The organism is Larkinella bovis, assembly GCF_042655385.1.
GTDB lineage: Bacteria > Bacteroidota > Bacteroidia > Cytophagales > Spirosomataceae > Larkinella > Larkinella bovis.
Genome location: NZ_JBHSMA010000017.1, coordinates 35,103 through 58,035 on the forward strand (window position 1 = coordinate 35,103; position 22,933 = coordinate 58,035).

Annotated in this window: 15 protein-coding genes; 10 read left to right on the top strand and 5 right to left on the bottom strand. The window is 55.3% G+C overall.

Features of this window, described 5'->3' with window-relative positions:
* Window positions 1–203 precede the first annotated feature (203 nt).
* The 8 genes from ACFPMF_RS26640 (at window position 204) to ACFPMF_RS26675 (ending at window position 13,187) form a co-directional block, all read left to right on the top strand.
* Window positions 204–3,599 (top strand): TonB-dependent receptor, encoded by a 3,396-nt coding sequence (locus tag ACFPMF_RS26640; RefSeq protein WP_379850949.1) that lies wholly within the window; start codon window positions 204–206, stop codon window positions 3,597–3,599.
* A gap of 11 nt (window positions 3,600–3,610) precedes the next feature.
* A complete protein-coding gene (locus ACFPMF_RS26645) occupies window positions 3,611–5,299 on the top strand; it encodes a RagB/SusD family nutrient uptake outer membrane protein (protein ID WP_379850951.1) in 1,689 nt (562 codons plus the stop codon).
* An 8-nt stretch (window positions 5,300–5,307) separates the two neighbouring features.
* Entirely contained in the window at window positions 5,308–7,716 is a 2,409-nt protein-coding gene (locus ACFPMF_RS26650; RefSeq protein ID WP_379850953.1) for a hypothetical protein, read from the top strand.
* A 33-nt stretch (window positions 7,717–7,749) separates the two neighbouring features.
* Complete coding sequence (locus tag ACFPMF_RS26655; RefSeq protein ID WP_379850955.1) at window positions 7,750–10,221, top strand: hypothetical protein; 2,472 nt, start codon at window positions 7,750–7,752, stop codon at window positions 10,219–10,221.
* 294 nt (window positions 10,222–10,515) lie between these two features.
* On the top strand, window positions 10,516–11,085 hold the full coding sequence (locus ACFPMF_RS26660; protein ID WP_379850957.1) for a hypothetical protein: 570 nt from the start codon (window positions 10,516–10,518) through the stop codon (window positions 11,083–11,085).
* Window positions 11,086–11,191: 106 nt separating this feature from the next.
* Window positions 11,192–11,665 carry a response regulator gene (locus tag ACFPMF_RS26665; RefSeq protein WP_379850959.1) on the top strand — a complete coding sequence of 158 codons (474 nt, stop codon included), beginning with the start codon at window positions 11,192–11,194 and terminating at the stop codon, window positions 11,663–11,665.
* Between the two features lie 36 nt (window positions 11,666–11,701).
* Window positions 11,702–12,127 carry a response regulator gene (locus ACFPMF_RS26670; RefSeq protein WP_379850961.1) on the top strand — a complete coding sequence of 142 codons (426 nt, stop codon included), beginning with the start codon at window positions 11,702–11,704 and terminating at the stop codon, window positions 12,125–12,127.
* Window positions 12,128–12,239: 112 nt separating this feature from the next.
* Window positions 12,240–13,187 carry a hypothetical protein gene (locus tag ACFPMF_RS26675; protein WP_379850963.1) on the top strand — a complete coding sequence of 316 codons (948 nt, stop codon included), beginning with the start codon at window positions 12,240–12,242 and terminating at the stop codon, window positions 13,185–13,187.
* An 89-nt stretch (window positions 13,188–13,276) separates the two neighbouring features.
* On the opposite strand, the gene ACFPMF_RS26680 is transcribed toward ACFPMF_RS26675, so the two are convergent.
* The 3 genes from ACFPMF_RS26680 to ACFPMF_RS26690 are packed head-to-tail and all read right to left on the bottom strand — an operon-like array spanning window position 13,277 to window position 18,395.
* A complete protein-coding gene (locus ACFPMF_RS26680) occupies window positions 13,277–16,660 on the bottom strand; it encodes a DUF1080 domain-containing protein (protein ID WP_379850965.1) in 3,384 nt (1,127 codons plus the stop codon).
* A 39-nt stretch (window positions 16,661–16,699) separates the two neighbouring features.
* Window positions 16,700–17,971: a Gfo/Idh/MocA family oxidoreductase gene (locus ACFPMF_RS26685; protein WP_379850967.1), complete on the bottom strand. Its 1,272-nt coding sequence runs from the start codon at window positions 17,969–17,971 to the stop codon at window positions 16,700–16,702.
* A gap of 46 nt (window positions 17,972–18,017) precedes the next feature.
* A complete protein-coding gene (locus tag ACFPMF_RS26690; protein ID WP_379850969.1) occupies window positions 18,018–18,395 on the bottom strand; it encodes a hypothetical protein in 378 nt (125 codons plus the stop codon).
* Window positions 18,396–18,571: 176 nt separating this feature from the next.
* On the opposite strand from ACFPMF_RS26690, the gene ACFPMF_RS26695 reads away from it, so the two are divergent.
* Window positions 18,572–19,975 (top strand): Gfo/Idh/MocA family protein, encoded by a 1,404-nt coding sequence (locus ACFPMF_RS26695; protein WP_379850971.1) that lies wholly within the window; start codon window positions 18,572–18,574, stop codon window positions 19,973–19,975.
* A 96-nt stretch (window positions 19,976–20,071) separates the two neighbouring features.
* Window positions 20,072–20,773 carry a 3-keto-disaccharide hydrolase gene (locus ACFPMF_RS26700; protein ID WP_379850973.1) on the top strand — a complete coding sequence of 234 codons (702 nt, stop codon included), beginning with the start codon at window positions 20,072–20,074 and terminating at the stop codon, window positions 20,771–20,773.
* An 80-nt stretch (window positions 20,774–20,853) separates the two neighbouring features.
* Here the strand turns inward: ACFPMF_RS26700 and ACFPMF_RS26705 are convergent, their stop codons facing one another.
* Window positions 20,854–21,630 (bottom strand): LytR/AlgR family response regulator transcription factor, encoded by a 777-nt coding sequence (locus tag ACFPMF_RS26705; protein ID WP_379850975.1) that lies wholly within the window; start codon window positions 21,628–21,630, stop codon window positions 20,854–20,856.
* A gap of 72 nt (window positions 21,631–21,702) precedes the next feature.
* Entirely contained in the window at window positions 21,703–22,899 is a 1,197-nt protein-coding gene (locus ACFPMF_RS26710; protein WP_379850977.1) for a sensor histidine kinase, read from the bottom strand.
* Window positions 22,900–22,933: the final 34 nt, after the last annotated feature.

Below are 22,933 nucleotides of genomic sequence, written 5' to 3' on the forward strand. Positions count from 1 at the left end.
ATGCCTATGACCTAATCCATTACTCATCAAAAAAGGCCGACAGTGCGGCAACACAGTCGGCCCGGAAACACCCCAGAACACATATCATCACTCATCTGCCAGGATGAGTAGGGCTTTGTTTTGCCGAATTCTTCCATTTTTCCAACAAAACATACAAAAGTATGAAATTTTGTCGAATGCTCGGTTTGACCCTTCTAACCGTCATGAAAATCTCCTTTTTACCTATTTTCCTAAGCCTGCTGCTGGCCGGAGCGTCGTTAGCGTACGACGGGAAAGCCCAGGATTTACTCCAGCGCCCCATCTCGATTAAGGCGGAGGAAGTCGCCCTCAAAAGCGTTCTCACCCGCCTGGAACGCGTTGCTAACGTAAATTTTGTTTACAGCTCCAACGCCATTCCAACGAACCGCAAGGTTTCGCTCAACGCCCAAAACCAGAAGCTCGCCACGGTGCTGGAATCGTTGCTGAAACCGCTGGGGCTGACGTACCAGGTGGTGGCTGGTCAGATTATCATTCAGCTTCCTCCGGCGGGCCCATCGACCGGACGTGAATCCAGTTCGTACCTCCCGATCACCGCCCCACCAGCGGTTGATAAAACCATCACCGGGCAGGTTACGGCCGAAAACAACGAAGGCTTGCCCGGCGTCAGCGTCGTGATCAAAAACACGACGCGCGGCACCACGACCGACATGGACGGCAAATTCCGGCTGACGGTTCCCGACGATGCCAGCACGCTGGTCTTTTCGTTCGTCGGTTATGCCAATCAGGAAATTTCGATTGGCAACCAGACAACAATCAATGTACAACTGGCTCCCGATCAGAAAACGCTGGAGGAAATCGTCGTGGTCGGCTACGGAACGGTTCAGAAAAAAGACCTGACCGGGGCCGTTGCCTCCGTGCAGGGTGACGCCATTACCGCCCGCAAAACCACCCAGATTTCGCAGGCCTTGCAGGGCGCGGTACCGGGCGTTACCGTGACGCGCGGCAATAGCGCACCAGGAGCCACCGCGACCATCCGGGTTCGGGGCATTACCACCATCAGCGAATCCGGCCCATTGATCATTCTGGATGGGGTTCCCATCGACGACATCAACACCATCAACCCCAACGATGTCGAAAACATTTCGGTCCTGAAAGATGCGGCTTCGGCTTCCATCTACGGTTCCCGGGCCGCAGCCGGGGTCATTCTGGTGACGACCAAACGGGCCAAAAACGGTCAACTGAGCCTGGATTACACGGCGGAATACGGTTTTGAAAAGGCTACGCGCCTGCCGGAGTATGTGAATGCCAGGCGGTTTATGCAACTCACCAACGAACTACGCTGGAACGACAATGGTAACAACGCCAACCAATTCCCGACCTACCCCAAAGAGCTGATTGATAACTACGACAACCTGCACGCCCAGGACCCCGACCAGTATCCGAACACCGACTGGCGCGCCATGATGCTGAAAGATTACGCGCCCCGCCGAAGCCACATGCTGAGCATATCGGGTTCCGGCAAATCGCTGCGCTCGCGGGTTTCGCTCGGCTACGATAAGGCTGATGCCTTGTATGAAGGCCGGAGCTACGAACGGATTACGGCGCGGGTCAACAACGACCTCACCATCAACAACTATTTATCGGCCAGCGTCGACTTTAACTTCCGGCGAACATTTTCACCCCAGCCCATTACCGACGACCGCGACGGTTCGTTTCCCTTCTATAAAATGGGTATCATGCCGCCGGTCTATGCGGCCATGTTTTCGGATGGTCGCATCGGTTCCGGGAAAGACGGAGCCAATATTTACGCCCGTCTGAAATACGGCGGTTTTAACAATGCCTGGTACAACCAGGTGGGTGGTAAGATCAGCCTTGACTTTGCCCCGATAAAAGGGCTCAAAATCAGCGGGGTTCTGTCGCCGTTCTTCAACTTCGACAAGGTGAAAGTATTCACCAAAAAAGTCCCCTACACCCTGTGGAACAGCCCGGAAATCAACTCCGGCTTTATTGAAGGGCAATCGCAAACGAAACTGGAAGAAAGCCGCAACGACAGCTACCGCTACACGACGCAGGCCCTGGCCAATTACACCCGGCAATTCGGCGATCACAACCTGAATCTATTGGCCGGTTACGAATATTTCTACGCCTTCAACGAGGGGCTGGGTGCTTCCCGCGGGCAGTACATCCTGAGCACCTATCCGTACCTGAACCTCGGCCCGCTGGATTTCCGCGATAATAGCGGCAGTGCCAGCGAAAATGCCTACCGCTCGTGGTTCGGACGGGTGATGTACGATTACAAAAGCAAGTATTTCATCCAGGCCAACGTCCGCTACGATGCCTCGTCCCGCTTTGCGTCCGACTACCGTTGGGGCGCTTTCCCGTCCGTTTCGGCAGGCTGGGTGGTTTCGGAAGAGAATTTCATGAAGTCGACGGCATCCTGGTTGTCTTTCCTGAAAGTACGGGCATCGTGGGGGTCTTTAGGCAACGAGCGGATTGGTAACAACCTGTACCCCTATCAGGCCATCCTGAATTTTGAAAACAACTCGCTGTTTTACCAGGGTAACACGGTTCTGGCGGCTCAGGCAGCGGCCCAGTTTCAGTACGCGATCCGGAATATTTCCTGGGAAAAGACCCACTCCTTTGACATTGGCCTCGACGTCAATTTCTTCCGCGACCGGCTCCAGGTAACCGCCGATTATTACAAAAAAACCACCCGGGATATGTTGTTGCAGATCGAAATCCCTGATTATGTGGGCTTCGATAATCCCTACCAGAATACCGGTAAAATGTTCACCACGGGCTGGGAAATGCAGGCCGGCTGGAACGACCGCCGGGGCGATCTGCGCTACAGTGCTTCCTTCAACCTGTCCGATTTCAAATCCACGATGGGTGACCTGGGCGGAACCGCTTTTCTGGGTGATCAGATCAAAATTCAGGGTAGCCAGTTCAACGAATGGTACGGGTATGTATCCGAGGGCCTTTACCAAACCGCCGATGAGGTGGCCAATTCGCCCAAGCTGAACGCCAACGTAAAACCGGGTGACGTTCGGTACAAGGACATCAGCGGCCCGGCGGGTGTTCCCGACGGCAAGATTTCGCCCGAATACGACCGCGTGCTGCTGGGCGGTTCGCTGCCCCGGTATTCGTACGGAGCGAATATTAACCTCGGGTATAAAAACTGGGATTTTGGCCTGGTATTACAGGGCGTCGCCAAGCAAAACTCGCGGCTGGGCGCGGATATTGTGCAGCCGCTACGCGAAAACTTCGGCACGTTCCCGGCCATTCTGGATGGGGCGGCCTGGAGCACGTACAATACGCCCGAGCAGAATTTGCAGGCACAATACCCCCGCTACACCAACACATCGGCCGGTAATAACTACGCCATGTCCGACTACTGGCTGATCAACGGCGCGTATTTCCGCCTGAAAAATATCAGCCTGGGGTATAACATCCCGAAAGTGGTGACGCAAAAGCTGAAAATGCAGAGCATCCGCGTCTACAGTTCGGTTACGGATCTGTTGTCCATCAGCAAATTCCCGACCGGTTGGGACCCCGAAAGAACCTCGCTGGGCTACCCCATTACTACCTCGTTCGTCTTTGGAGCCTCCGTTAAATTCTAACCCGATCCCCTATGAAACTGAATATAGTTACCTTCCTGTTTAGTCTGCTTTTCCTGACGGCCTGCGATAGCCTGGATTTGAACCCGCTGTCGGACGGCTCCAGCGAAACCTGGAACTCGAATGCCGAGGAAATCGAAATGTCGCTGAACGGTTTGTACAAAGATGCGTTCTGGATGCTGGATCTGGACGACTGGACCGACGACTGGACGTACCGCGATGCCACCACCCCCGTTACCGGTGCCACCATCAACGGCGAAACTGATTTCGTCAAGACCTGGTGGACCAACACCTACAAAGCCATCGCCCGCGCCAATACGGTTATCCAGAGCGTGGATCGGGCGGCTGCGGTTTTGTCGCCCGCCCAGATCGAACGGTATGCCGCCGAAGCGCGGTTTATCCGGGCCTGCCAGTATTCGCGGCTGCTTTCGCACTACGGGAATATCGTTTATACCGAAACCACGTTGAGCATTGAAGAAGCGCTGGCACTGAAACAGACGCCGAAAGAGGAGGTGCTGCAAAAAATCTACGCCGACTTTGATTTTGCCGCTTCCAAACTGAAAACCACCTACGGCGGCTCGGAGTTGAAACGGGCCACGGCCGGAGCCGCTTACGCCATGAAGGCCCGGATTGCGTTGCAGATGGGCGACTGGAAAACCGCCCGCGATGCGGCCAAAGCCTGCATGGACCTGAAGGTGTACACGCTGCACAGCGACTTCGGCAACCTGTTTTTATCGAAAACCAAGAATTCGGTTGAATCCATTTTTGCGCTTCCCCGCTCGGTGGCACTGAAAGTCACGCTGGGCGGTCTTCAGGATTACGTCCCCCGAAATGCGGGTGGCTACGCGGCCAAAGATCCTTCCTGGGATTTGTTCTGTGCCTTCCTGTGCAAAGACGGTTTACCCATCGACGAATCACCGCTGTTCAACCCGCGCGAACCGTTTAAAAACCGCGATCCGCGCTGTACGGCCACCATCGTTGAATTCCAGACGCCCCACATCGGTTTTATTTTCCAGCCGCATCCGGATTCGGTTCAGGTCCTCCGAACCAGTAACAATACCCGGGTTAATAACAACGACACGCGTTCCATTGCCCAGTTTGCTTCCTTCAACGGTTTGATCTGGAAAAAAGGCGTCGATGCCGACTGGACGCTGAACTCCTGGACGGCGGAACCCGACAAAATCATCATCCGCTACGCCGACGTGCTGCTGATGTATGCCGAAGCCAAGATTGAACTCAACGAGATCGATCAGTCAGTGCTGGATGCCATCAATACCGTTCGGGCGCGGGCCTACGGCGTAGCGGTTACGGCCACTTCGGCGTATCCGGCGGTTAAAATGGGCAATCAGGCGGCTTTGCGCAAAACCGTGCGCATCGAACGTCGGATGGAGTTTGCCCTGGAAGGCATTCGTTACATGGACATCATCCGCTGGAAGCTCGCCGAAAAAGTCCTGAACAAACTTAACTACGGCCTGCTCGATCCCGCCGATCTGCGCACGAAAGTGGTAAAACCGGGCCTTTGGTTTTTCCCGCAGGTACCCCAAATTGACGACGACGGTGTGGCCGACTTTAGCCCCATGTACAATGCAGGGCTAATCAAGCAGTTGACCATCCGGAAATTCGACGCAACCCGCCAGTACCTCTGGCCCATACCGTCGAAAGAAGTGCTGACAAGCGGTTTGGTTCAAAATCCTGGTTATTGATCGGCACCATGCGAACCAAACTCTTATTCTGCGCACTGCTCCTCGGTGCTGCCGGGTCGGTTTTTGCCCAGAAAAAGGTCGGTAAACCCCTGCAAATTAGCGGGGTTTACCCACACCTGGCGGCATTCAACGAAGGCGACGGCATTCCCTGTCCGCGTCCCGGCACCGGCAACGGGGGCGAAATCGGCATCGGGGCGGTGGTTCCCTGGGCCGGTAAACTGTGGATGATTACGTATTCACCCCACTGCCCGGAAGGAAGTTCCGATAAGCTCTACACGATCGACGAAAACCTGCGGATGGAAATCCGGCCCGAGAGCGTCGGCGGAACGCCCGCCAACCGGATGATTCACCGGGAATCCAATCAGTTGCTCATCGGGCCTTATCTGGTCGATGCCGGCGGGAACGTGCGGACTATTCCGCCCTCCCGGATGCCCGGCCGCCTGACCGCCACCGCCCGACACCTGAAGGACCCCGCCAACTGGGTCTATTACTACGACATGGAAGGCGCGCTCTACGAAGCCAACGTGCATTCGCTGGCCGTTAACAAATTGTACACCTACCCGATTCCGGGCTGGCACGGCAAAGGCGGTTACACGGCGCAGGGTCAACTGGTGCTGGCCAACAACGGCGAACGCAGCAAATGGAACGCCAATGCGCCGGATTTACAGGTTGGCGGGCCACCGAAAAATGCCGACGAAAAAGGCGTACTGGCTTCCTGGGACGGCAAAAACTGGAAAATCATCGAGCGTCGGCAATTTACCGACGTAACCGGCCCCGGCGGAATTTACGGTTCGCCCGACGACAAAAGCCCGCTCTGGAGCATCGGATGGGACAAACGCTCGGTGCTTCTGAAACTGCTGGACGACGGACAATGGTACACGTTCCGGTTGCCCAAAGCCACGCATACCTACGATGGTTCGACGGGCGTGTACACCGAATGGCCGCGCATCCGTGAAATCGGCAACGGAAAAATGCTGCTGGATATGCACGGCATGTTCTACGATTTCCCCCAGACCTTCAGCGCCCGCAACACCGCCGGCCTTGCACCGATTGCCAGCCACCTGCGCTACGTACCGGATTTCTGCCACTGGAACGGCCAACTGGTCATTGCCACCGACGAAACCAGCCTGCTGCAAAATCCGATGGCGGGCCGGTCGCAATCGAACCTCTGGTTCGGAAAACCGGAAGAACTGAAAAACTGGGGAGCCACCAGCGGCTGGGGCGGGGTCTGGATCAACGATGACGTGAAAGCCGGTGCCGTTTCCGAACCATTCCTGATCAACGGTTTTGGCCAGAAAATCGTCCACCTGAGCCATAATACGGGCAAAGCGACCACGTTCACTCTGGAAATCAGCCAGAAAGGCACCAACGACTGGCAGCCGTACCAAACCGTTACGGTACCCGCGTCGGGCTATGCCTACCACATTTTTCCGGCCACGGTTTCGGCCAACTGGATTCGGGTGAAAAGCGGCCAGGACGGCAATGCGACGGTTTTCTTTCATTTTCAGGGGACGGGCCATTCCGCGCAAACGGCCAGGAGCCTGTGCAGGGCATTGGCGGATATTGACGACAAAAGTCCGGTTACGGCGGGCCTGATTCGTCCGGCGGGTCACAACAAGAACCTTCAGTTTCTGGACCTTTCGGCCCCGTCGGGACCAACCTACTACGAAGTAGACGAAAAACTCGGTTTTGCCCGTCCGGCCGAAAACCGGGAAAAAGAAGTGGCCGAACTGTGTGCGCTGAAAAAGGAATTTGAACTGGATGCCGCTTCGGTCATCGTGAAGGACAAATCCGGTACGTTCAGGCTACCCAAAACGTCGGCCCGCTACGACCAGCCGTTTGCCGCCGGCTGGCCCCGCGACCGCCGGGAGCTGGAATCGGAGCGGTATATGTTCAACGCCCACGGCACGTTCTACGAGGTGCCGCGCGAAGCCGGTTTCTCGTCCATGCGTCCCGTCACCACCCACAAAAAACAGATTCAGGATTTCTGCACCTGGCGGGGTCTGCTGGTGTTGAGTGGAACGGGCAAAACCGCCCAAACTGACGGCCATTTTTTCGGCAGCAACGCGGCTCAAACCGGCCTCTGGTTTGGTGCCATCGACGACTTGTGGCAATTAGGCAAACCCGTTGGCGAAGGCGGTGTCTGGAAGGATTCCGACGTGAAAGCGGGCGAACCGTCCCTCCCCTACCTGATGACGGGATATGACAAAAAGAAAGTCAAACTTCTGTCGGACAAAGACGCTGAATTTACGCTGGAAGTCGATTTTGACCACAATGGCTGGCATGCCTACCAGACGATCACCGTACCGGCGGGCAAAGCGGTCGTACACGAGTTCCCGGCGGGCTTTAACGCCCATTGGGTGCGAATTACCTCCAACCAGGACAGTAAAGCGACGGCCTGGTTTACTTACGAATAATAGTAGCACGTTTTTTACCAATATCCATTCAGAATGAGAAAACACATTCTTTCCGCTTGCCTGATCGGCAGTTTATTTGCTGCTCAGGCGCTGGCGCAATCCAAAAAATATCCATCCTACAGCGGCATTTATCCGCACCTGGCTATGTATAATAACGAGGGCGAGTGCGGAACAGGCGCGGTTGTCCCCTGGGCCGGGAAGCTGTGGGCCATTACGTATGGTCCGCACCTGCCCTTTGGTTCGTCGGATAAACTCTACGAAATCACGCCGGACCTGAAACAGACCGTTTATACCGAAAGTATCGGGGGGACACCCGCCAACCGGATGATTCACCCTGAAAGCAACCAGCTTTTCATTGGCCCCTACGCCATTGATGCCCAGGGAAAAATCCGGGTGATGCCGTACAAAACCATGCCGGGACGCCATACCGGCAACGCCCGCCATCTGACCGACCCCACGAATAAAATTTATTACGGTACGATGGAGGAAGGATTTTATGAGGTGGATGTCAAGACATTAACACCAACCCTCCTGTATGAAGACGGCAATGTAAAGCAGAAAAAAGGGGCCGACGAATCGAACAATCATCGTGGTGAACTCCTGCCCGGCGCCCACGGTAAAGGGCTGTATTCGGGTCAGGGCGTGATGGTTTACTCCAACAACGGCGAACCCGGTCCGCAGGCGCTCAAGCAGTTCGACATCGAGTCCGGCTCGTTGTCGGAATGGAACGGCAAGGAATGGAAAGTCGTGCGCCGGAATCAGTTCGTGGAAGTGACCGGCCCGGGCGGCATTTACGGCAACAAGAATCCGGCGACCGACCCCATCTGGGCGACCGGCTGGGATCATAAGTCGGTCTTGCTGGGCGTTCGTGATGCCGGCAAATGGACTTTTTTCCGCCTGCCCAAAGCGAGCCACAGCTACGACGGTGCCCACGGCTGGAACACCGAATGGCCCCGCATCCGGGACATCGGAACCGCCCAGAAACCCGATTACCTGATGACCATGCACGGCCTGTTCTGGCGGTTTCCCGGCCAGTTTACGTCCAAAAACACGGCTGGCATCCGGCCCCGCTCGGCCTATCTGAAAGTGATTGGGGATTATACCCGCTGGAACGATCAGCTGGTGTTTGGCTGCGACGATTCGGCCCAGAAGGAGTTCCTGAATAAACGGAAGGCCAAGGGCAACATCGAAGGCCCCGGTCAGTCGAATTCCAACCTCTGGTTTACGTCCGTGAACCTGCCGGATCAGTTAGGCCCCAACACCGCCGAAGGAGCCGTCTGGCTGAACGAAGCCGTCAAAGCCGCCGAACCGTCGGAACCGTTTCTGTTTGCGGGCTGGCCTAACCGCACAGCCTGGGTCCAGAACAACGGCAACGCCAGCGTAACCTTTACGTTTGAAGTGGATAAAACCGGCAACGGTTCCTGGACGACCTTGAAAACCGTGACCGTGGGGGCCAAAAAAGCCGCGAACGTGGAGTTTCCCGCCAACGCGCCCGGCGAATGGATCCGGATCAAACCGGGCCAGGCTACCAACGCAACCGCGCACTTTTCGTACACAGCCAACGATCAGCGCACCACCACGCCCCACGCCATGTTTGCCGGATTAAGCAACGTGACAACCGCCAAAACGACGGGCGGTTTGCTCTACGGTTTGGGTGATAACCGGCGCGCGCTGGGTCTGGTGGCGCAGACGTATTCGGGCGGACAACCGACGGAAGCAGGCTATTACGAACTGGATGGCGCCATGCAGCTCGTTCGGAAAGACGATGCAAAAACGGCTTCGTTTATCAAGAGCAAATTTGCCATTCCGCAGCAAGCCGTTTCGGTCGAAGAATCATCGGTGCTGGTGGTCGATGACAACGGTCGGCGCTGGCGGTTGCCGCTCGGCAATGCTGCCTATACGGATCTGACCAATCAGGCGGCTCTGCGGATTTGCCGGGAAGTGGCCACCGAACGCGATCTGTTCAATGCACACGGCACATTTTACGAGCTGCCCGCCGAAAATGCCGACGGTTACGCCAAAATCCGGCCCGTTTCGTCGCACAACCTCCGCATCAACGACTACGGTTCGTACCGCGGGCTGCTGATCATGACCGGTCTGGACCCGCAAATAAGCCAAAACAGCGAACACATCATCGTGTCGGACGACAAAAAAGCCGCCGTCTGGGCCGGGGCTATTGACGATCTCTGGAAACTGGGCAAACCGACCGGTCACGGCGGTCCGTGGAAAAATACCGCCGTGAAGGCGGGCGAAGTGTCGGATCCGTACCTGATCGGTTTTTACGACCAGCGCAGCCTGCAACTATCCCATAAAGCCACTGCACCCGTGACGTTTACCATCGAAGCCGACCCCGTCGGCAACGGTCCCTGGATGACGTACAAAGAAGTGACGGTAGCACCGGGACAGACCTTCAGCTTTACCTTTCCCAAAAGCTTTCAGGCCCGCTGGATTCGGTTCAAGACCAATAAAGATTGCCAGGCAACGGCTTTTTTGCAGTATCGCTAAAAAAACGCTTATCACTTAAGCTCAGCACTTAAACTCTGATGAGTACGATGCAGTAATTTTTTTATTTTTTTTCATTTTCCGCAATCTAACCATCCGGGTCGTTCGTACGTATTCACACGCGATGAAGCCTGTTATGGAGGTAGCACTTTCATCTGCAATACACGTTTCCGACAGAAAGTCCAGAAGCTCAGCTACTGGGCTTTTTCGTTTTATTCGGTGCAGGGGGTAACGACTCGTCCAGGATAGTTTTGCTATCTTTGTCATAGCCGGTTTCTACTAAACAGCCGAAAAAGTATGCACGAAATTGAGCCTTTTTACAATTGGGAGAAGTGGTATAGCGCGCCGGACGATCCGCAGTCGCCGTTTTATGGCCGCGTTTATAACATGAACCAGTACACCAATACGATTTACGGGTATTATATCCACCCGCTCTGGGACGAAATCGGCTCGGAGACGTTGTTTTGCAAGATTCTTTTTGCCGATTACGACCACCGGTTTGTGGTCATCGAGCTGTTTGGCGAGTGGAACGATACGCTGCATAACGATATCATGTACCTGAAACGGCAGGTCATCGATCCGCTGGTGGAAGAAGGCATCAACAAGTTTATTCTCCTCGGGGAGAACATCCTGAATTTCCACGGTTCCGACGATAGTTATTACGAAGAATGGTTTGAAGACGTGGAAGATGGCTGGATTGCCGCCGTCAATTTTCGGGATTTTGTCGAAACCGAATGGAAACGCTACCGGCTGGATTATTACATGAATTTCGGCGGTACCCTGGACGAAATTGCGAATTGGCGAACGTTAAAACCACAGGCTTTCTATGAACTTGTTAATAGCCTCATTGTCAGAAGACTTGGATAAATATCTTTTTATCAATGCGTAAAATTTAACCGGCAGACTCCAACTTTTTTTCCACAGGATAGTTTTGTCTTTGAAAATTTGGATAAGTTCTTAATTCCACGGAAAGATGACCGGCCCCTTATCAATATTACTTATTGGCACCGACAGCCTGGAGCAGAAAACGCTGGGTCAGGCGTTTCGGAAATACGGCGTTCCACACCGGTATCTAGCCGCTAATGAAGATTCTGCCGTTCGCGGCTATTTCCAGAAAGGGCTGGCCGACGCCCTGTTTGTTCCCACCCTGATCATGCTGGATCGGGATACCAGTCAACCCGAAACCATTCTGAACTTATTGAAACAACACCCTATTCTTCGGCGAATTCCCGTTATTCTGTACGGCCGGGATAAAGATCCGGAATCGGTTCAACAGGCGTATCAATGGGGAGCGACCTGCTATATGCCCCAGCCCGACAACTGGGATGCGGTTATGGCCCATTTCTGTTCATACTGGAAAAAACGCGTCGCCCTGCCGGCCATTACCGCCGAAGATATCTTATCTACCAATCTTACTGATAATCAGGATCGTCGTCAACGCCACTAGCTGACACCCGACCCCTATTTTTCTGACCACCATCGTATGCTGAACAGACAGGTTATAGCCGTCGTCGATGATGACGAAGATGACTTATTTTTGATACAGGAAGCCTTTAAATCGTGTTTAAAAGAGGAGAAAGTACTCATTGCCTCCAGCGGAGCAGACTTGCTATCACGGCTCGAAACGGCACGGACATTACCATCCTTTTTACTGCTCGACTTGAATATGCCCCAAATGAGCGGTTTTGAGGTATTGGAAAGGCTGCGCGCCGATCGTCGTTACAATTTGATGCCGGTTTTGATTTTCAGTACCTCCAATGCCCAGCCTGATATCGACCGGGCGTATGAATTGGGAGCCAATTCGTACGTCAAAAAACCGTCTTCCTTTGCGGATTACAAGTCCGTCGTCGAAGATCTGTGTAATTTCTGGCTACGCATTGCATCGACCCCTACGGGCTATCTTCCCTGATCGACGCCCGGAAAAACCACCGGCGGTTGTCCGGCTCTTCACTTTAACCCAAAAACTTTTTACCAAACCGTCAGTTATTAGGGTATCTATTCACTAAATCGTAACAAACGGTATGGAATCGAATGTGTTTCATGATTCGCAACCCGCGGACTTGATTAATAACGAAAACGCAGATACAAAATACGGCCAGGATCAGGCCGAAACTCATATGGTCAAACTGGTCGATGGCAAATTGGTTCCGACGGCGGATGTTGGCACTGAAGTGACGGATGATTTGAGTAGTCAATACGCCAATGACGAGGAGCGCGGCCTCTACTCCCCCAACCAGCGGACCTACGACCTTGTCGACATTCGGTCGGAACATCCTCAGGCGGATATGATCCCGGAACTGCCCTCGACGCCCGACCCGAATAACCCGATTCCGGCGGCTCCGGAAACCCCAACCCCACCAACTCCGCCCGCACCCGGCCCGGAAATTCCGGATATGCCGACGACTCCCAAACCGGCGCATCCCGAAATTACGGAGCCCAGCGAACCGGGTCGTTCACATGAAGTGAACAATTCCTCCGAAATCGACAACCAGGTTTCGAATCAAAAAGAACCGCAGGATACACCCACGAGCGCCCTGGCGGATACAATGCCCGGCGCGGATGTGCCTACCCAGAGCCAGGACCCGGCTAAGAATGAGGAGCTTCCGGAGTTCTTAGGAACCTACGGCCGGCAAAACCCGGTCAATAACGGCCCTGGTGCGGATGGCCCCGGGCCCGACAATTACATCAAGCCCAAAGCCGCCGAAGGCATGGAGGAACATCCGGATACGGGTACCTCTGCCCGGCCGTACGATGTCAACGAGAAAGACACGCATGCGTACCAGCCGGGTGAACGTCCGCAGGAAACCGCTCAGATGCTCGACCAACCCCAGGAGACCCTGGATGAGAGCGCGATCAAAAAAGAACCCATGCAGAAATCAACGGCTCAGGCTCCCTCGGATATGAAATCGACCGATCAACTCGACCGGAAGTACAACGACCCCGATGCCGCCCGGGAAGACGTTCTGTAACCCCCCTGATCAACTCTGATGTCCTCTGATCAACCCTGTGTAACTAAAAACGTTATCAAACAGAGTTAATCAGAGGACATCAGCGTTTATTACTTGAGGTCTTTTACCCGGATATTGCGGAAACGCAGGACCGAACCGTGGCCCAGAAAACCAATGTGGCCGTTGGTTCGCTTCAAACCGGGATGCTCCTTATGATCCAGCGTCCCGTTTTTGCTGGCTTCGGCAATATCACCATTCAGGATCTGGATCCCATTCAGCACCACTTTTACCTGGTTGCCTTTCACCGTTACCTCCTCATAATTCCACTCGCCGACGGGCTTCAGCGCCCCGCGTCTGGCCGGAATGACGCCGTAGACCGAACCGTGGTACTGGTACGGTTGCAGGTCTTTGTACATATCCGCACCGTCATCCAGAATCTGCAGTTCCATACCCACATAGGCGGCATCGCCTTCCAGCGGAGCCCGGATGCCCAGGCCATTGTTGGCCCCCGGCGTCAACTGAAATTCAAACCGGAACACAAAATCACTGAATTCTTTCTGGGTATACAGGTTGCCTTTTCCGCCGTTCTTGTACCAGACAATATCGCCATCCTCGACGACGTAATCCTTCGTATTGCCGACCCATTTGCTCAGATCGCGACCGTCAAAAAGCAGCTCAAAACCGTCCCGTTTTTCTTCAGCCGTCAGCTCATACGGTTTGGGCTGGGGCAATTCCCGAACGAAAATGTTCCGGTAAGCCACATAAGTACCATGAGCTTGTAGTTCCAGTTGTTCAATTGGAAAAATGGGCTGACTGCGATCCCAGTAATTTTCCAGGACGGTATTATCCGTTACCAGCACGCCGTTCAGGTAAACCGTCACCCGCTCGCCCTTCATGATGATACGGAACGTGTTCCATTCGCCGACCGGATTATCGGCCTTCTTCAGCGGTTTGCTTTCAAATACTTTATTATTATAGAGGCCGCCCGACCCCACCTGCGCTCCCACATCGACGCGGGCGGGATCCCAGATCTGGACCTGCGGAGTGCCCCGCAAATAAATACCGGCATCGCCTTCTTTCGTGATTTTCCAATCGACCAGCATCTCGAAATCCCGGTATTGCTTTTCCGTACAGATGTTGTTGCCGTGCCCGTTGAAAACCAGCAGACCTTCTTTCGCCGACCAGCCAATGCGCATCACAGAATCCGCTTTCTGCTGTTCCCGCGCCAGGGTAGCCGCGTCCATTTTCGACCGTTTGATCGGATCGGCCACCAGTCCTTTCCAGCCCGACAGGTCCTTCCCGTTAAACAGGGCCACAAAACCGTCGGGCGGCACCGTTTGCAGCCGGCGCAGAAGGGCCTGCCGCTGGGCTTCACTTTCGGGACCGGTCAAAACCGCACTGGCTTTTTCCAGCAACGACCGTACGATACTGCCCGAAAACTCCCGGCTGGCGTTCACCAGCGACCCCACCGTGCTGGCAGCCTGTTGCTTCAAAACCGGGTCGTCCAGGTAATGGCCCGCAAAAACAAGGGCCTGGAACGTCCGGCACCGGCTGACGGCTTTCAGAATTTCCACTTTCTGTTGGGGCGTACGGGCCACCTCCATCGCGTCCTGCAGCAGCAGCAACCGCTGATCGGCGGGAAACGCCGAGCGGTTGATCAGGGCGATATAACCATTCAGCGCGGATTCGGATGCGACCGTATTTTGCCGGGCAATGCCCAGTAAAGCCGGAGCTGCGTCGGGCGTCGACCAGTCGGCCAGAGCGGCAACGGCTGCCGGCTGCACCATGCCGTCGCCTTTTTCAAACGATTGCCGCACAACCTCCAGCGCCTTCGGCCCACCGATGTAGGCCAGCGTACCCAAAAACCGGCCCTGAGCCGCCGTCGGAGCCTGTTGCAGGTGGTTCACCACTAAATCCGTCCGCTGGATGGAATCCCCCACCGAAACCGTCGCGGCTGCTAGGGCCCGTTGGAGCGACTGAACGGTTTGGAGGTCTGTCGCACTGGTCAATAAGGCGACCAGTTGCGGAACCTGTTCGGAACGCACCAGCAACGGCAGGGCTGCGGCTGCGGCCTGGCTGACGGTTGCATCGGTTTCCCGCACCTGCGCGATAACCTGCTGCACACTCGCTTCAGCCGCGCGGGCTCCCAGCAGCGCCAGAATCGTCGCCCGGGCTTCGACGGGCATGCTCGGCAGACTGTGCGTCAGTTGCACGGCCACCTGCGACCCTTTCATCGACGCCACCGCGTCTTTGATCGCGGCCCGATCGGCCGACGTTCCGCGTTTCAATAATGCCAGCAAATCCGGCAAGGCATTTTCCTGCCCCGTCTGCGCCACCGCCGGAATCGCGGCCAGCCGAACCGCCTGATCGGTGCTTTTCAAACCCGGCAACAAGGCCGGAGTCAGCGCTGCATCGCCCGTAGCACCCAGTTGCGCGATTAAATCGGCCTGAACGCTCCCGGTAGTTCGTGCCACCTGTTTCGCCAGTTGCGCGTTGAGCACTTTATTATTCAAACCGGTTGTCAGTTTCAGGGCCGCCACGCGGTAGGCATGGGAAGAGTCCAGCACGGCTTTCGTCAGCACCGGCAGACTTTTTTCGCGGTTGTTATCGACCAGAATTTTTAAGGCCGCCGTCCGGGTTGGCACCTGTTTTTCGTCCGTGCAGACCTCCAGTAGTTTCCGGGCCAGGGCGTCAGCCTGCGGTTTTCGTCCCGAAACCGCCAGTTGTTTGAGATAGTCCAGGTAGCTGGCCGTTGCTTCCGTTACGTCGTACGCATACCCGCTTCCCTGGGCAGCCCGGGCCAACACCGCCCCCGCGGTGGGTGTTGCCATCCGGGCCAGGGCATACAGGGCTACTTTGCTCAGGTTTTTGTCGTCCGGCTGGACCAGCCGCGTCAACTCTGGGGCTGCGGGCACATACCGGGTATCGCCCAGGGCTTTGACCAGCGACAAACGGGTGTTACCCTGCGACGCGACCAGCGCCTGCATCAGCGTTTTCTGGGCGGTTGGCGTATTGATTTTAACCAGCGCCCTTACCGCCGGGGCACAAAGCTGTTCGTCCGACAAATACGGTTTTAGAAAGGCCACTGCTTCTTCCTTACCAACAATCTGCAATTGACTGATGATAAAAGCCTTGGCCTCCGGATCGCTCAGTTTTCCGAGCGCCTGCCCGTAGGCCCGGCTGGTCGTGGCCCGCTGGAGTTCTTTGCCCGGTTTGGTGACGTAATAGGAAAAACCGCCGAGCGCGTATTCGAGGTTGGTATTGTCGCCCCGGCCGGGAGCCGCCAGCCTCAGGACCATGTCCTGAAGGCCTTTCGCTCCCAAAGCCGCGATGGCTTCCATACTGGTAGTAAGTTGATTAGCATTCAGCGACGGCATCTGCGCGACGGCGTCGGCAACCCGGTTTTCCAACGGACGCGAATCGGTTTTGGTCTGCGCCCAGACAGGCGTAACGAGCAGAAGAGAACCGGCAAGGGTAAGGAGGGGTAATTTCATGAAGGGAACAAGTAGTGATGAAAAAGCCGTAAGCCGTTGTCAAATAATCCAGGGAGCGCGCATGGGTTGGTCGATCAGCCGGTTGGCGCCTTCATCCCCCACGAAAACCTGCTTCGCCGGATCAAATTTCAGCGAACGGCCCAGTTGCAGCGCCACTTTGCCGATGTTGACCAGCGTGCAGGAACGAAAACCATTGGCTTCGTTGAGCGCAAACCGCTTGCGGCCCCGAACGGCGTCTACAAAATTGGTGACCTGCGGCAGCGGATCGGGGAAAGCCGCCAGTTTCTTCTGCAAATCCGGAATGTCCGATTTAAAACCGGGGTACAATTTCCCTTTTGGGCCTTCGATATAGGGCCGGTTTACGTCCTTGCCTTCGCCGTCCAGAATGATTTTGCAGCCATCGGCGTAGGTGTATTCAATCCGGCGCCAGGTGCCGACCGCATCGGGATGTTGCTGGGGCGCGTCGATTTCCACCGAGATCGGGCTGGTGTCGTCCTTACCCAGAAAATACTGAACGGGGTCGAGGTAGTGCTGGCCCATGTCGCCCAAACCGCCCCCGTCGTAATCCCAGTAACCCCGGAACGTGCCGTGAACCCGGTGCGGATTGTACGGTTTGTAGGGAGCCGGACCCAGCCAGGATTCGTAGTCGAGTTCGGGCGGAACGGGCATGGGTTGCAGATTGGTTTGGCCGACCCAGTAAAATTTCCAGTCGAAACCGGTATGGCGGCTCACGGTTACGGTCAAGGGCCAGCCGAGCAAACCGCTCTCAACCAGCTTTTTAATCGGTTTTACCGGCGTTCCCATGCCGTAAAAATTATCTTCAAACCGGAACCAGGTGTTGAGCCGGAAAATCCGCCCGTGTTGCTGCACGGCTTCCATGACCCGTTTCCCTTCGCCGATGGTAGCCGTCATCGGTTTTTCGCACCAGATGTCTTTCCCGGCGCGGGCAGCTTCGGCGGCCATAATGCCGTGCCAGTGGGGTGGTGTCGCGATGTGGACAATATCGACTTCGGGCAACTGAATCAGTTCGCGGTAGTCGGCGAAGGTTTTCAGGCCGGGGTCTTTGATCAGTCCTTTGGCGATTTCCAGGTGGTTCCGGTCCACATCGCAGATAGCGGCCACGCGCGTTCCGGCGTACGGAATATGGCCCCGGCCCATACCGCCGACGCCGATGATGCCTTTGGCAAGCTGATCGCTCGGAGCCAGATAGCCTTTGCCCAGCACGTGCCGGGGTACAATGGTAAAAGCCGCCAGTGTACCCAGCGACTGTTTCAGAAATGTTCGTCTGGAAGGGATTTGTTTTTCTTGCATTTCGCCAAATTTCAGATTGTATACCCTGAATACTACTACTGCCCATTCATCCGTTTGGGCTATTTCCAACCAACAGGCAGGCCAGATTCAACCCCGGTTTTACGTTGACAAGGACCGGGGTGGATAAAGTATAGTTGTGCTTGTTATAAACCAGGCCCGGAATGGGGACGATTCCATTGCCATCCAGATACCCTCTTTTAGTCAGCACCTGGTGCTGACTGCCCGGTTGCAGAAAGGCATACGGTAGCAGGTCGAAATGGTCGCCGGCCCGGCCCCAGGTGCCGGCCACCCGCCCGGGATTCGGAGCCCTGTCCGGCAGCATTTCCAGGCTATAGAATTTAGTTCTTCGCCCTCCGGCATCCGGATTGATCTGACCATACACCGTGGTGATGGTCAACAGCAAGGCAATCAGGAATCGGATCATGGTGAAGGGGTATCGCAGGAAGGCCCCAAATTACAATTTTACCACACGAAAAGAAATATAACGCCCTCCGGATTCCATCGCGCCAGCGATTACTGGTCTATTTCGCCGGGTCTTTTTCCGGACTTATTATAAAAAGTCGTAAATTACGTGCTCCTGTAAACTCATTTTTTAGCATTATGGAAAACCCTGAACAGGTTCCTTCTCGTCGATCCTTTCTGAAAACATTGGGTCTGGCTGGAACCGCAGCGGCCGCCGTTCCCGCCACGCTTGCCCAAGCCGGAACCGCACCGGCGTACCTTAATCTGGTCAAAAGCCACCGTAGTACAGCCGCTAACGACAAAATTCGCATCGCCCTCGTCGGAACGGGCGGCATGGGAATTGGCGATACGCAAACGGCGTTGATGGTTGAGAACGTCGAGATGGTAGCCGCCTGCGACCTGTATGATGGTCGGTTGCGCCGGGCCAAAGAACTCTGGGGCGACGCCCTGTTTACGACCAGAGACTACCGCCAGATTCTGGAGCGGACGGATGTGGATGCGATCATCAACGGAACTACCGACCACTGGCACGAAAAAATTTCGTCGGATGCCATGCGCAAAGGCAAGCACGTCTACTGCGAAAAACCGATGGTGCAGAAAGTCGAAGACGGGCATACGCTGATCAAGGTGCAGAAAGAAACCGGCAAGGTCTTTCAGGTCGGTAGCCAGTTTGCCAGCTCCATCATCATCACCAAAGCCAAAGAATTGCTCAAGGCCGGCGACATCGGCGAGCTGGTGTTTGCCGAAGCCCAGTATGACCGGCACAGCGCCATGGGTGCGTGGCAATATTCGATTCCGCCCGATGCGTCGCCCCAAACCGTGGATTGGGACACCTACCTCGGAACGGCCAAAAAACGCGAGTGGGACCCGAAGCGGTTTTTCCGCTGGAGAAACTACCAGGATTACGGAACCGGCGTAGCGGGTGACCTCTACGTCCACCTGCTGACGACGCTGCACACCATTACGGGTTCGAAAGGCCCCAACCGGGTGTACGCCAGCGGAGGGCTGCGGTTCTGGAAAGACGGCCGCGATGTGCCCGATATTCACCTGGCGATTTTCGATTATCCGAAAACCGCCGAGCATCCCGAGTTCAACCTGACCACCCGGAGCAACTTCGTCGATGGTGGCGGAGGTGGGTACCTCGTGCGGCTAGTTGGCACGGAGGGGGATTTGTCCATCGGCTGGGACAGCCTGACGGTTCGGCACCACAAACTGCCGAAAGCCCCCGGTTTGTCGATCGACAATTTCCCGAAAGACCAGAAGGAAGCCTACCTTAAGGAATACAATAAACTGTATCCGAACCGTCCCGAAATGGAAGGGCCGCGCGAAATGGTGTACAAAACGCCGAAGGATTACAAGGGCGACCGCTACGAACACTTTGTCAACTTCTTCGATTCGATCCGGAACCAGAAACCGGTGATTGAAGATGCGACGTTCGGGCTCCGCGCCTGCGGCCCCACCCAGTGCGGCAACATCAGTCTGTTCAAGAAGCAGATTGTCAATTGGGACCCGAATGCGATGAAAATTATGAATGCGGTATAGGTAATTCGTCTAACGTTTAGGGTTTGAGGTTTAACGGTTTGGAGTAAGCCTTAAACGTTAAACTTCAGACCTTAAACGAATACAAACAATTGAACCATGAAAAAAGCATCCCTCGCTATCGGTCTGCTGGCCGGTGTGATTACCTTGATGAGCCTGTCGAACATAGGCAGCTCGAAACCCGGCAAATGGGTGGCCCTGTTCGACGGAAAAACGACCAGCGGCTGGCACAGCTACCTGAAAGACCACGTGGTGGGCTGGAACATTGAAGATGGCGCCTTGACCCCCGATGGAACGGGTGGCGACCTGGTCACGGACAAGGAGTTCGAAAACTTCGAATTTGAATTTGAATTTAAAATCCCGGCCGAAAGCAATAGTGGCGTGGTTTACAAAGTCATTGAAGACCCCGCTAACAAAGCAACCTACTGGTCAGGACCGGAATACCAGGTTATCGACGACAAAAACTACCCCCTGGGCAACGGCCAGAAATTGAAAGACAGCCAATTGACCGGTGCCAACTACGATCTTCAGGGCCCCAGCGACCCCAGCGCGGTAAAGGCTCCGGGCCAGTGGAACAAAGCCCGCATTGTTGTGAATAACAACAACGTGCAGCATTTCCTGAACGGCAAGAAGGTTGTCGAGTATGTTTACGGCAGTGATGCGTGGAAAGCAATGGTAGCGAAGAGCAAATTCAAGGATTTGCCGTATGCCAAAGCCCACGCCAAAGGCAAAATTGCTTTGCAAAGCCACAATCCGAAAGAGAAAGTATGGTACCGTAATCTCCGGATTCGGGAATTGTAAAAACCGTACGGTTTTCTGATGCTACGCAGCCGCAGCCCGGAAGTGAAAACTGGCTGCGGCTGTACGTTTTTTATGGGCTACTACCCCGACTGATTCAGAAACGCCTGGATTTTGTCGCGGTAATTGCGGGTCCATTTGAGGATCGAGCCGGTTTTTAGCCGGACGATGTAATCGCCGTTGAAGTGCGTTTCCACTTCCTGAATAGCAGCCAGGTTGACGATATGCGAGCGGTGAATCCGGACAAACTGGTTGGGGTCGAGCCGGGTTTCGAGCTTGGTCAGGCTGTCGTAAATAATGTGTTTGCCCGTCGCCGTGTGCAGCGTCACGTAATTGCCATCGGCATCCAGGTAGTGAACGTCGTTTAAATCCACGAAATACATCCGTCCCTGCTCCTTCACCAGCAGACGCGACAGAAACTCGCGGGGTGGAGCGGGCGTCTGGTTCGCCAGGAGTTGCGCCAGCAGGGCTTCAATCCGGGGCTGGTTCCGGCTGTTGAGTCGCTCCAGCGCCCGGCCCAGCGCCTGCCCGAACCGAAGGTCGTCGAACGGTTTGAGCAGGTAATCAATCGCGTTGACTTCAAACGCCTGCAAAGCGTACTGGTCGTAGGCCGTCGTAAAAACCACCGTCGGCTGGTGATCGGGCCAGACCTGCCGCAGCACGCTGAAGCCGTCGAACCGGGGCATTTGAATATCGAGAAAAATAAGATGCGGGCGGTGGTGCAGAATCTTTTGCACGGCCTCCTGCCCGTTGGCAGCTTCATCCACCACGTTCAGCATGGGCCTATCGGCCAGCAACGTACGGATCACCTCCCGGGCTGCCAGTTCGTCGTCAATGATGAGGGTGTGGTAGGGACTCATAGATCCGTAACATATGATAAATGGTATCTGTAAGGTACTATCTCTCCGGTTGTTTTCCAAAAAGAAAACCGCCTAAACAGCCTGTGAACGGGATTCCCGGGAAGTGGGTGGCGTTACCAGAGAACACTGGCACGGAATCAGCAAACGCACGGTGGTGGTGCCGCCCGGTGGCTGCTCAAACCGCAATTCGGCTTTCTCCCCGTAGGCTTTCTGCAACCGCGAAAGCGTGTTGGACAACCCCAGCCCGGTGCCGGACGTATCGTGCAACTGGTTCTGCCCCAAGCCATTGTCAAATACCTCAATGACGACCGTATCATCCATCCGCTGAACTGTGATCCGAATCAGTGCCCCTTCCGTCATGTCGGCAATCCCGTGGGTAATGGCATTTTCGACGAGCGGTTGCAGAATCAACTGCGGCAACAAACACTCCTCGGCTTCGGGCGGCACGATATACTCCACCGTCAGGCGGTCTTCGAAGCGAATCTGCTGAATGGACAGGTATTGCCGCGTCAGGGTCATTTCGTCCCCCAGGCTGATAAAATTGGCCTGCTGGCGCATCAGCACGCTCCGGAGCAGATCGCTCAGGGTCGTTACCATCAAAGCCGCCCGCCGAACCTGATTCCGCAGCATCAGGCTCACCACCGTATGCAGCGTATTGAACAGGAAATGCGGATTCAGCTGCATCTTCAGCGCCTGCAACTGCGCATTGGCCAACTGGCTTTTGAGTTGTTCGTTGACAAGTTCGGTCTGCAAATGCTGTTGTTTCAGCGATTGCAACTGGTACACATACGTCAGCACGTTGTAGCAAACCACCAGGAGCATGTACTGGGTAAAGGCGGTTCCGAAACTTAGGAAGAAAATCGTCACCACCCGCCGAACCGTGATGACCCGACCCTGTTCGTAGGCGATAGCCGATCCCAGCAGGAGATGTTGAATGGCCAGCTCAAGAGCGTAAAGTCCCCCTGCAATCAGCAAATGCGTAATAACCTGCCTGACCACCCATTTCGTCCCCCGGTTTCTCAACAACGAAAACCGCTGGGCGCAGAGAATAATCACCGGCGTAAGGCCCCACCAAAACAGAAACTCGATCAGCCAGTAGAGCGTCTCGGTATAATACATCTGGCGGTTGGGAGTCAGAAACCAGACCATCGTTGCCTGGCAATACCAGATCACGGCAAAAAACAGCCAATACAAAAAACTGTACCACCAGAACTGGCGGACGGTCATGGGCAGACCGGAAGTCAACAGGATTCGGTTGATCAACTTCATGGGTTCGGCAAAAAACAAACACAAGGCCACCCGG

Excerpts from the sequence above, each read along its gene's own strand:
- ACFPMF_RS26640 (WP_379850949.1), top strand. The coding sequence starts at position 204 with ATGAAAATCTCCTTTTTACCTATTTTCCTAAGCCTGCTGCTGGCCGGA.
- ACFPMF_RS26645 (WP_379850951.1), top strand. The coding sequence starts at position 3,611 with ATGAAACTGAATATAGTTACCTTCCTGTTTAGTCTGCTTTTCCTGACG.
- ACFPMF_RS26650 (WP_379850953.1), top strand. The coding sequence starts at position 5,308 with ATGCGAACCAAACTCTTATTCTGCGCACTGCTCCTCGGTGCTGCCGGG.
- ACFPMF_RS26655 (WP_379850955.1), top strand. The coding sequence starts at position 7,750 with ATGAGAAAACACATTCTTTCCGCTTGCCTGATCGGCAGTTTATTTGCT.
- ACFPMF_RS26660 (WP_379850957.1), top strand. The coding sequence starts at position 10,516 with ATGCACGAAATTGAGCCTTTTTACAATTGGGAGAAGTGGTATAGCGCG.
- ACFPMF_RS26665 (WP_379850959.1), top strand. The coding sequence starts at position 11,192 with ATGACCGGCCCCTTATCAATATTACTTATTGGCACCGACAGCCTGGAG.
- ACFPMF_RS26670 (WP_379850961.1), top strand. The coding sequence starts at position 11,702 with ATGCTGAACAGACAGGTTATAGCCGTCGTCGATGATGACGAAGATGAC.
- ACFPMF_RS26675 (WP_379850963.1), top strand. The coding sequence starts at position 12,240 with ATGGAATCGAATGTGTTTCATGATTCGCAACCCGCGGACTTGATTAAT.
- ACFPMF_RS26680 (WP_379850965.1), bottom strand. The coding sequence starts at position 16,660 with ATGAAATTACCCCTCCTTACCCTTGCCGGTTCTCTTCTGCTCGTTACG.
- ACFPMF_RS26685 (WP_379850967.1), bottom strand. The coding sequence starts at position 17,971 with ATGCAAGAAAAACAAATCCCTTCCAGACGAACATTTCTGAAACAGTCG.
- ACFPMF_RS26690 (WP_379850969.1), bottom strand. The coding sequence starts at position 18,395 with ATGATCCGATTCCTGATTGCCTTGCTGTTGACCATCACCACGGTGTAT.
- ACFPMF_RS26695 (WP_379850971.1), top strand. The coding sequence starts at position 18,572 with ATGGAAAACCCTGAACAGGTTCCTTCTCGTCGATCCTTTCTGAAAACA.
- ACFPMF_RS26700 (WP_379850973.1), top strand. The coding sequence starts at position 20,072 with ATGAAAAAAGCATCCCTCGCTATCGGTCTGCTGGCCGGTGTGATTACC.
- ACFPMF_RS26705 (WP_379850975.1), bottom strand. The coding sequence starts at position 21,630 with ATGAGTCCCTACCACACCCTCATCATTGACGACGAACTGGCAGCCCGG.
- ACFPMF_RS26710 (WP_379850977.1), bottom strand. The coding sequence starts at position 22,899 with ATGAAGTTGATCAACCGAATCCTGTTGACTTCCGGTCTGCCCATGACC.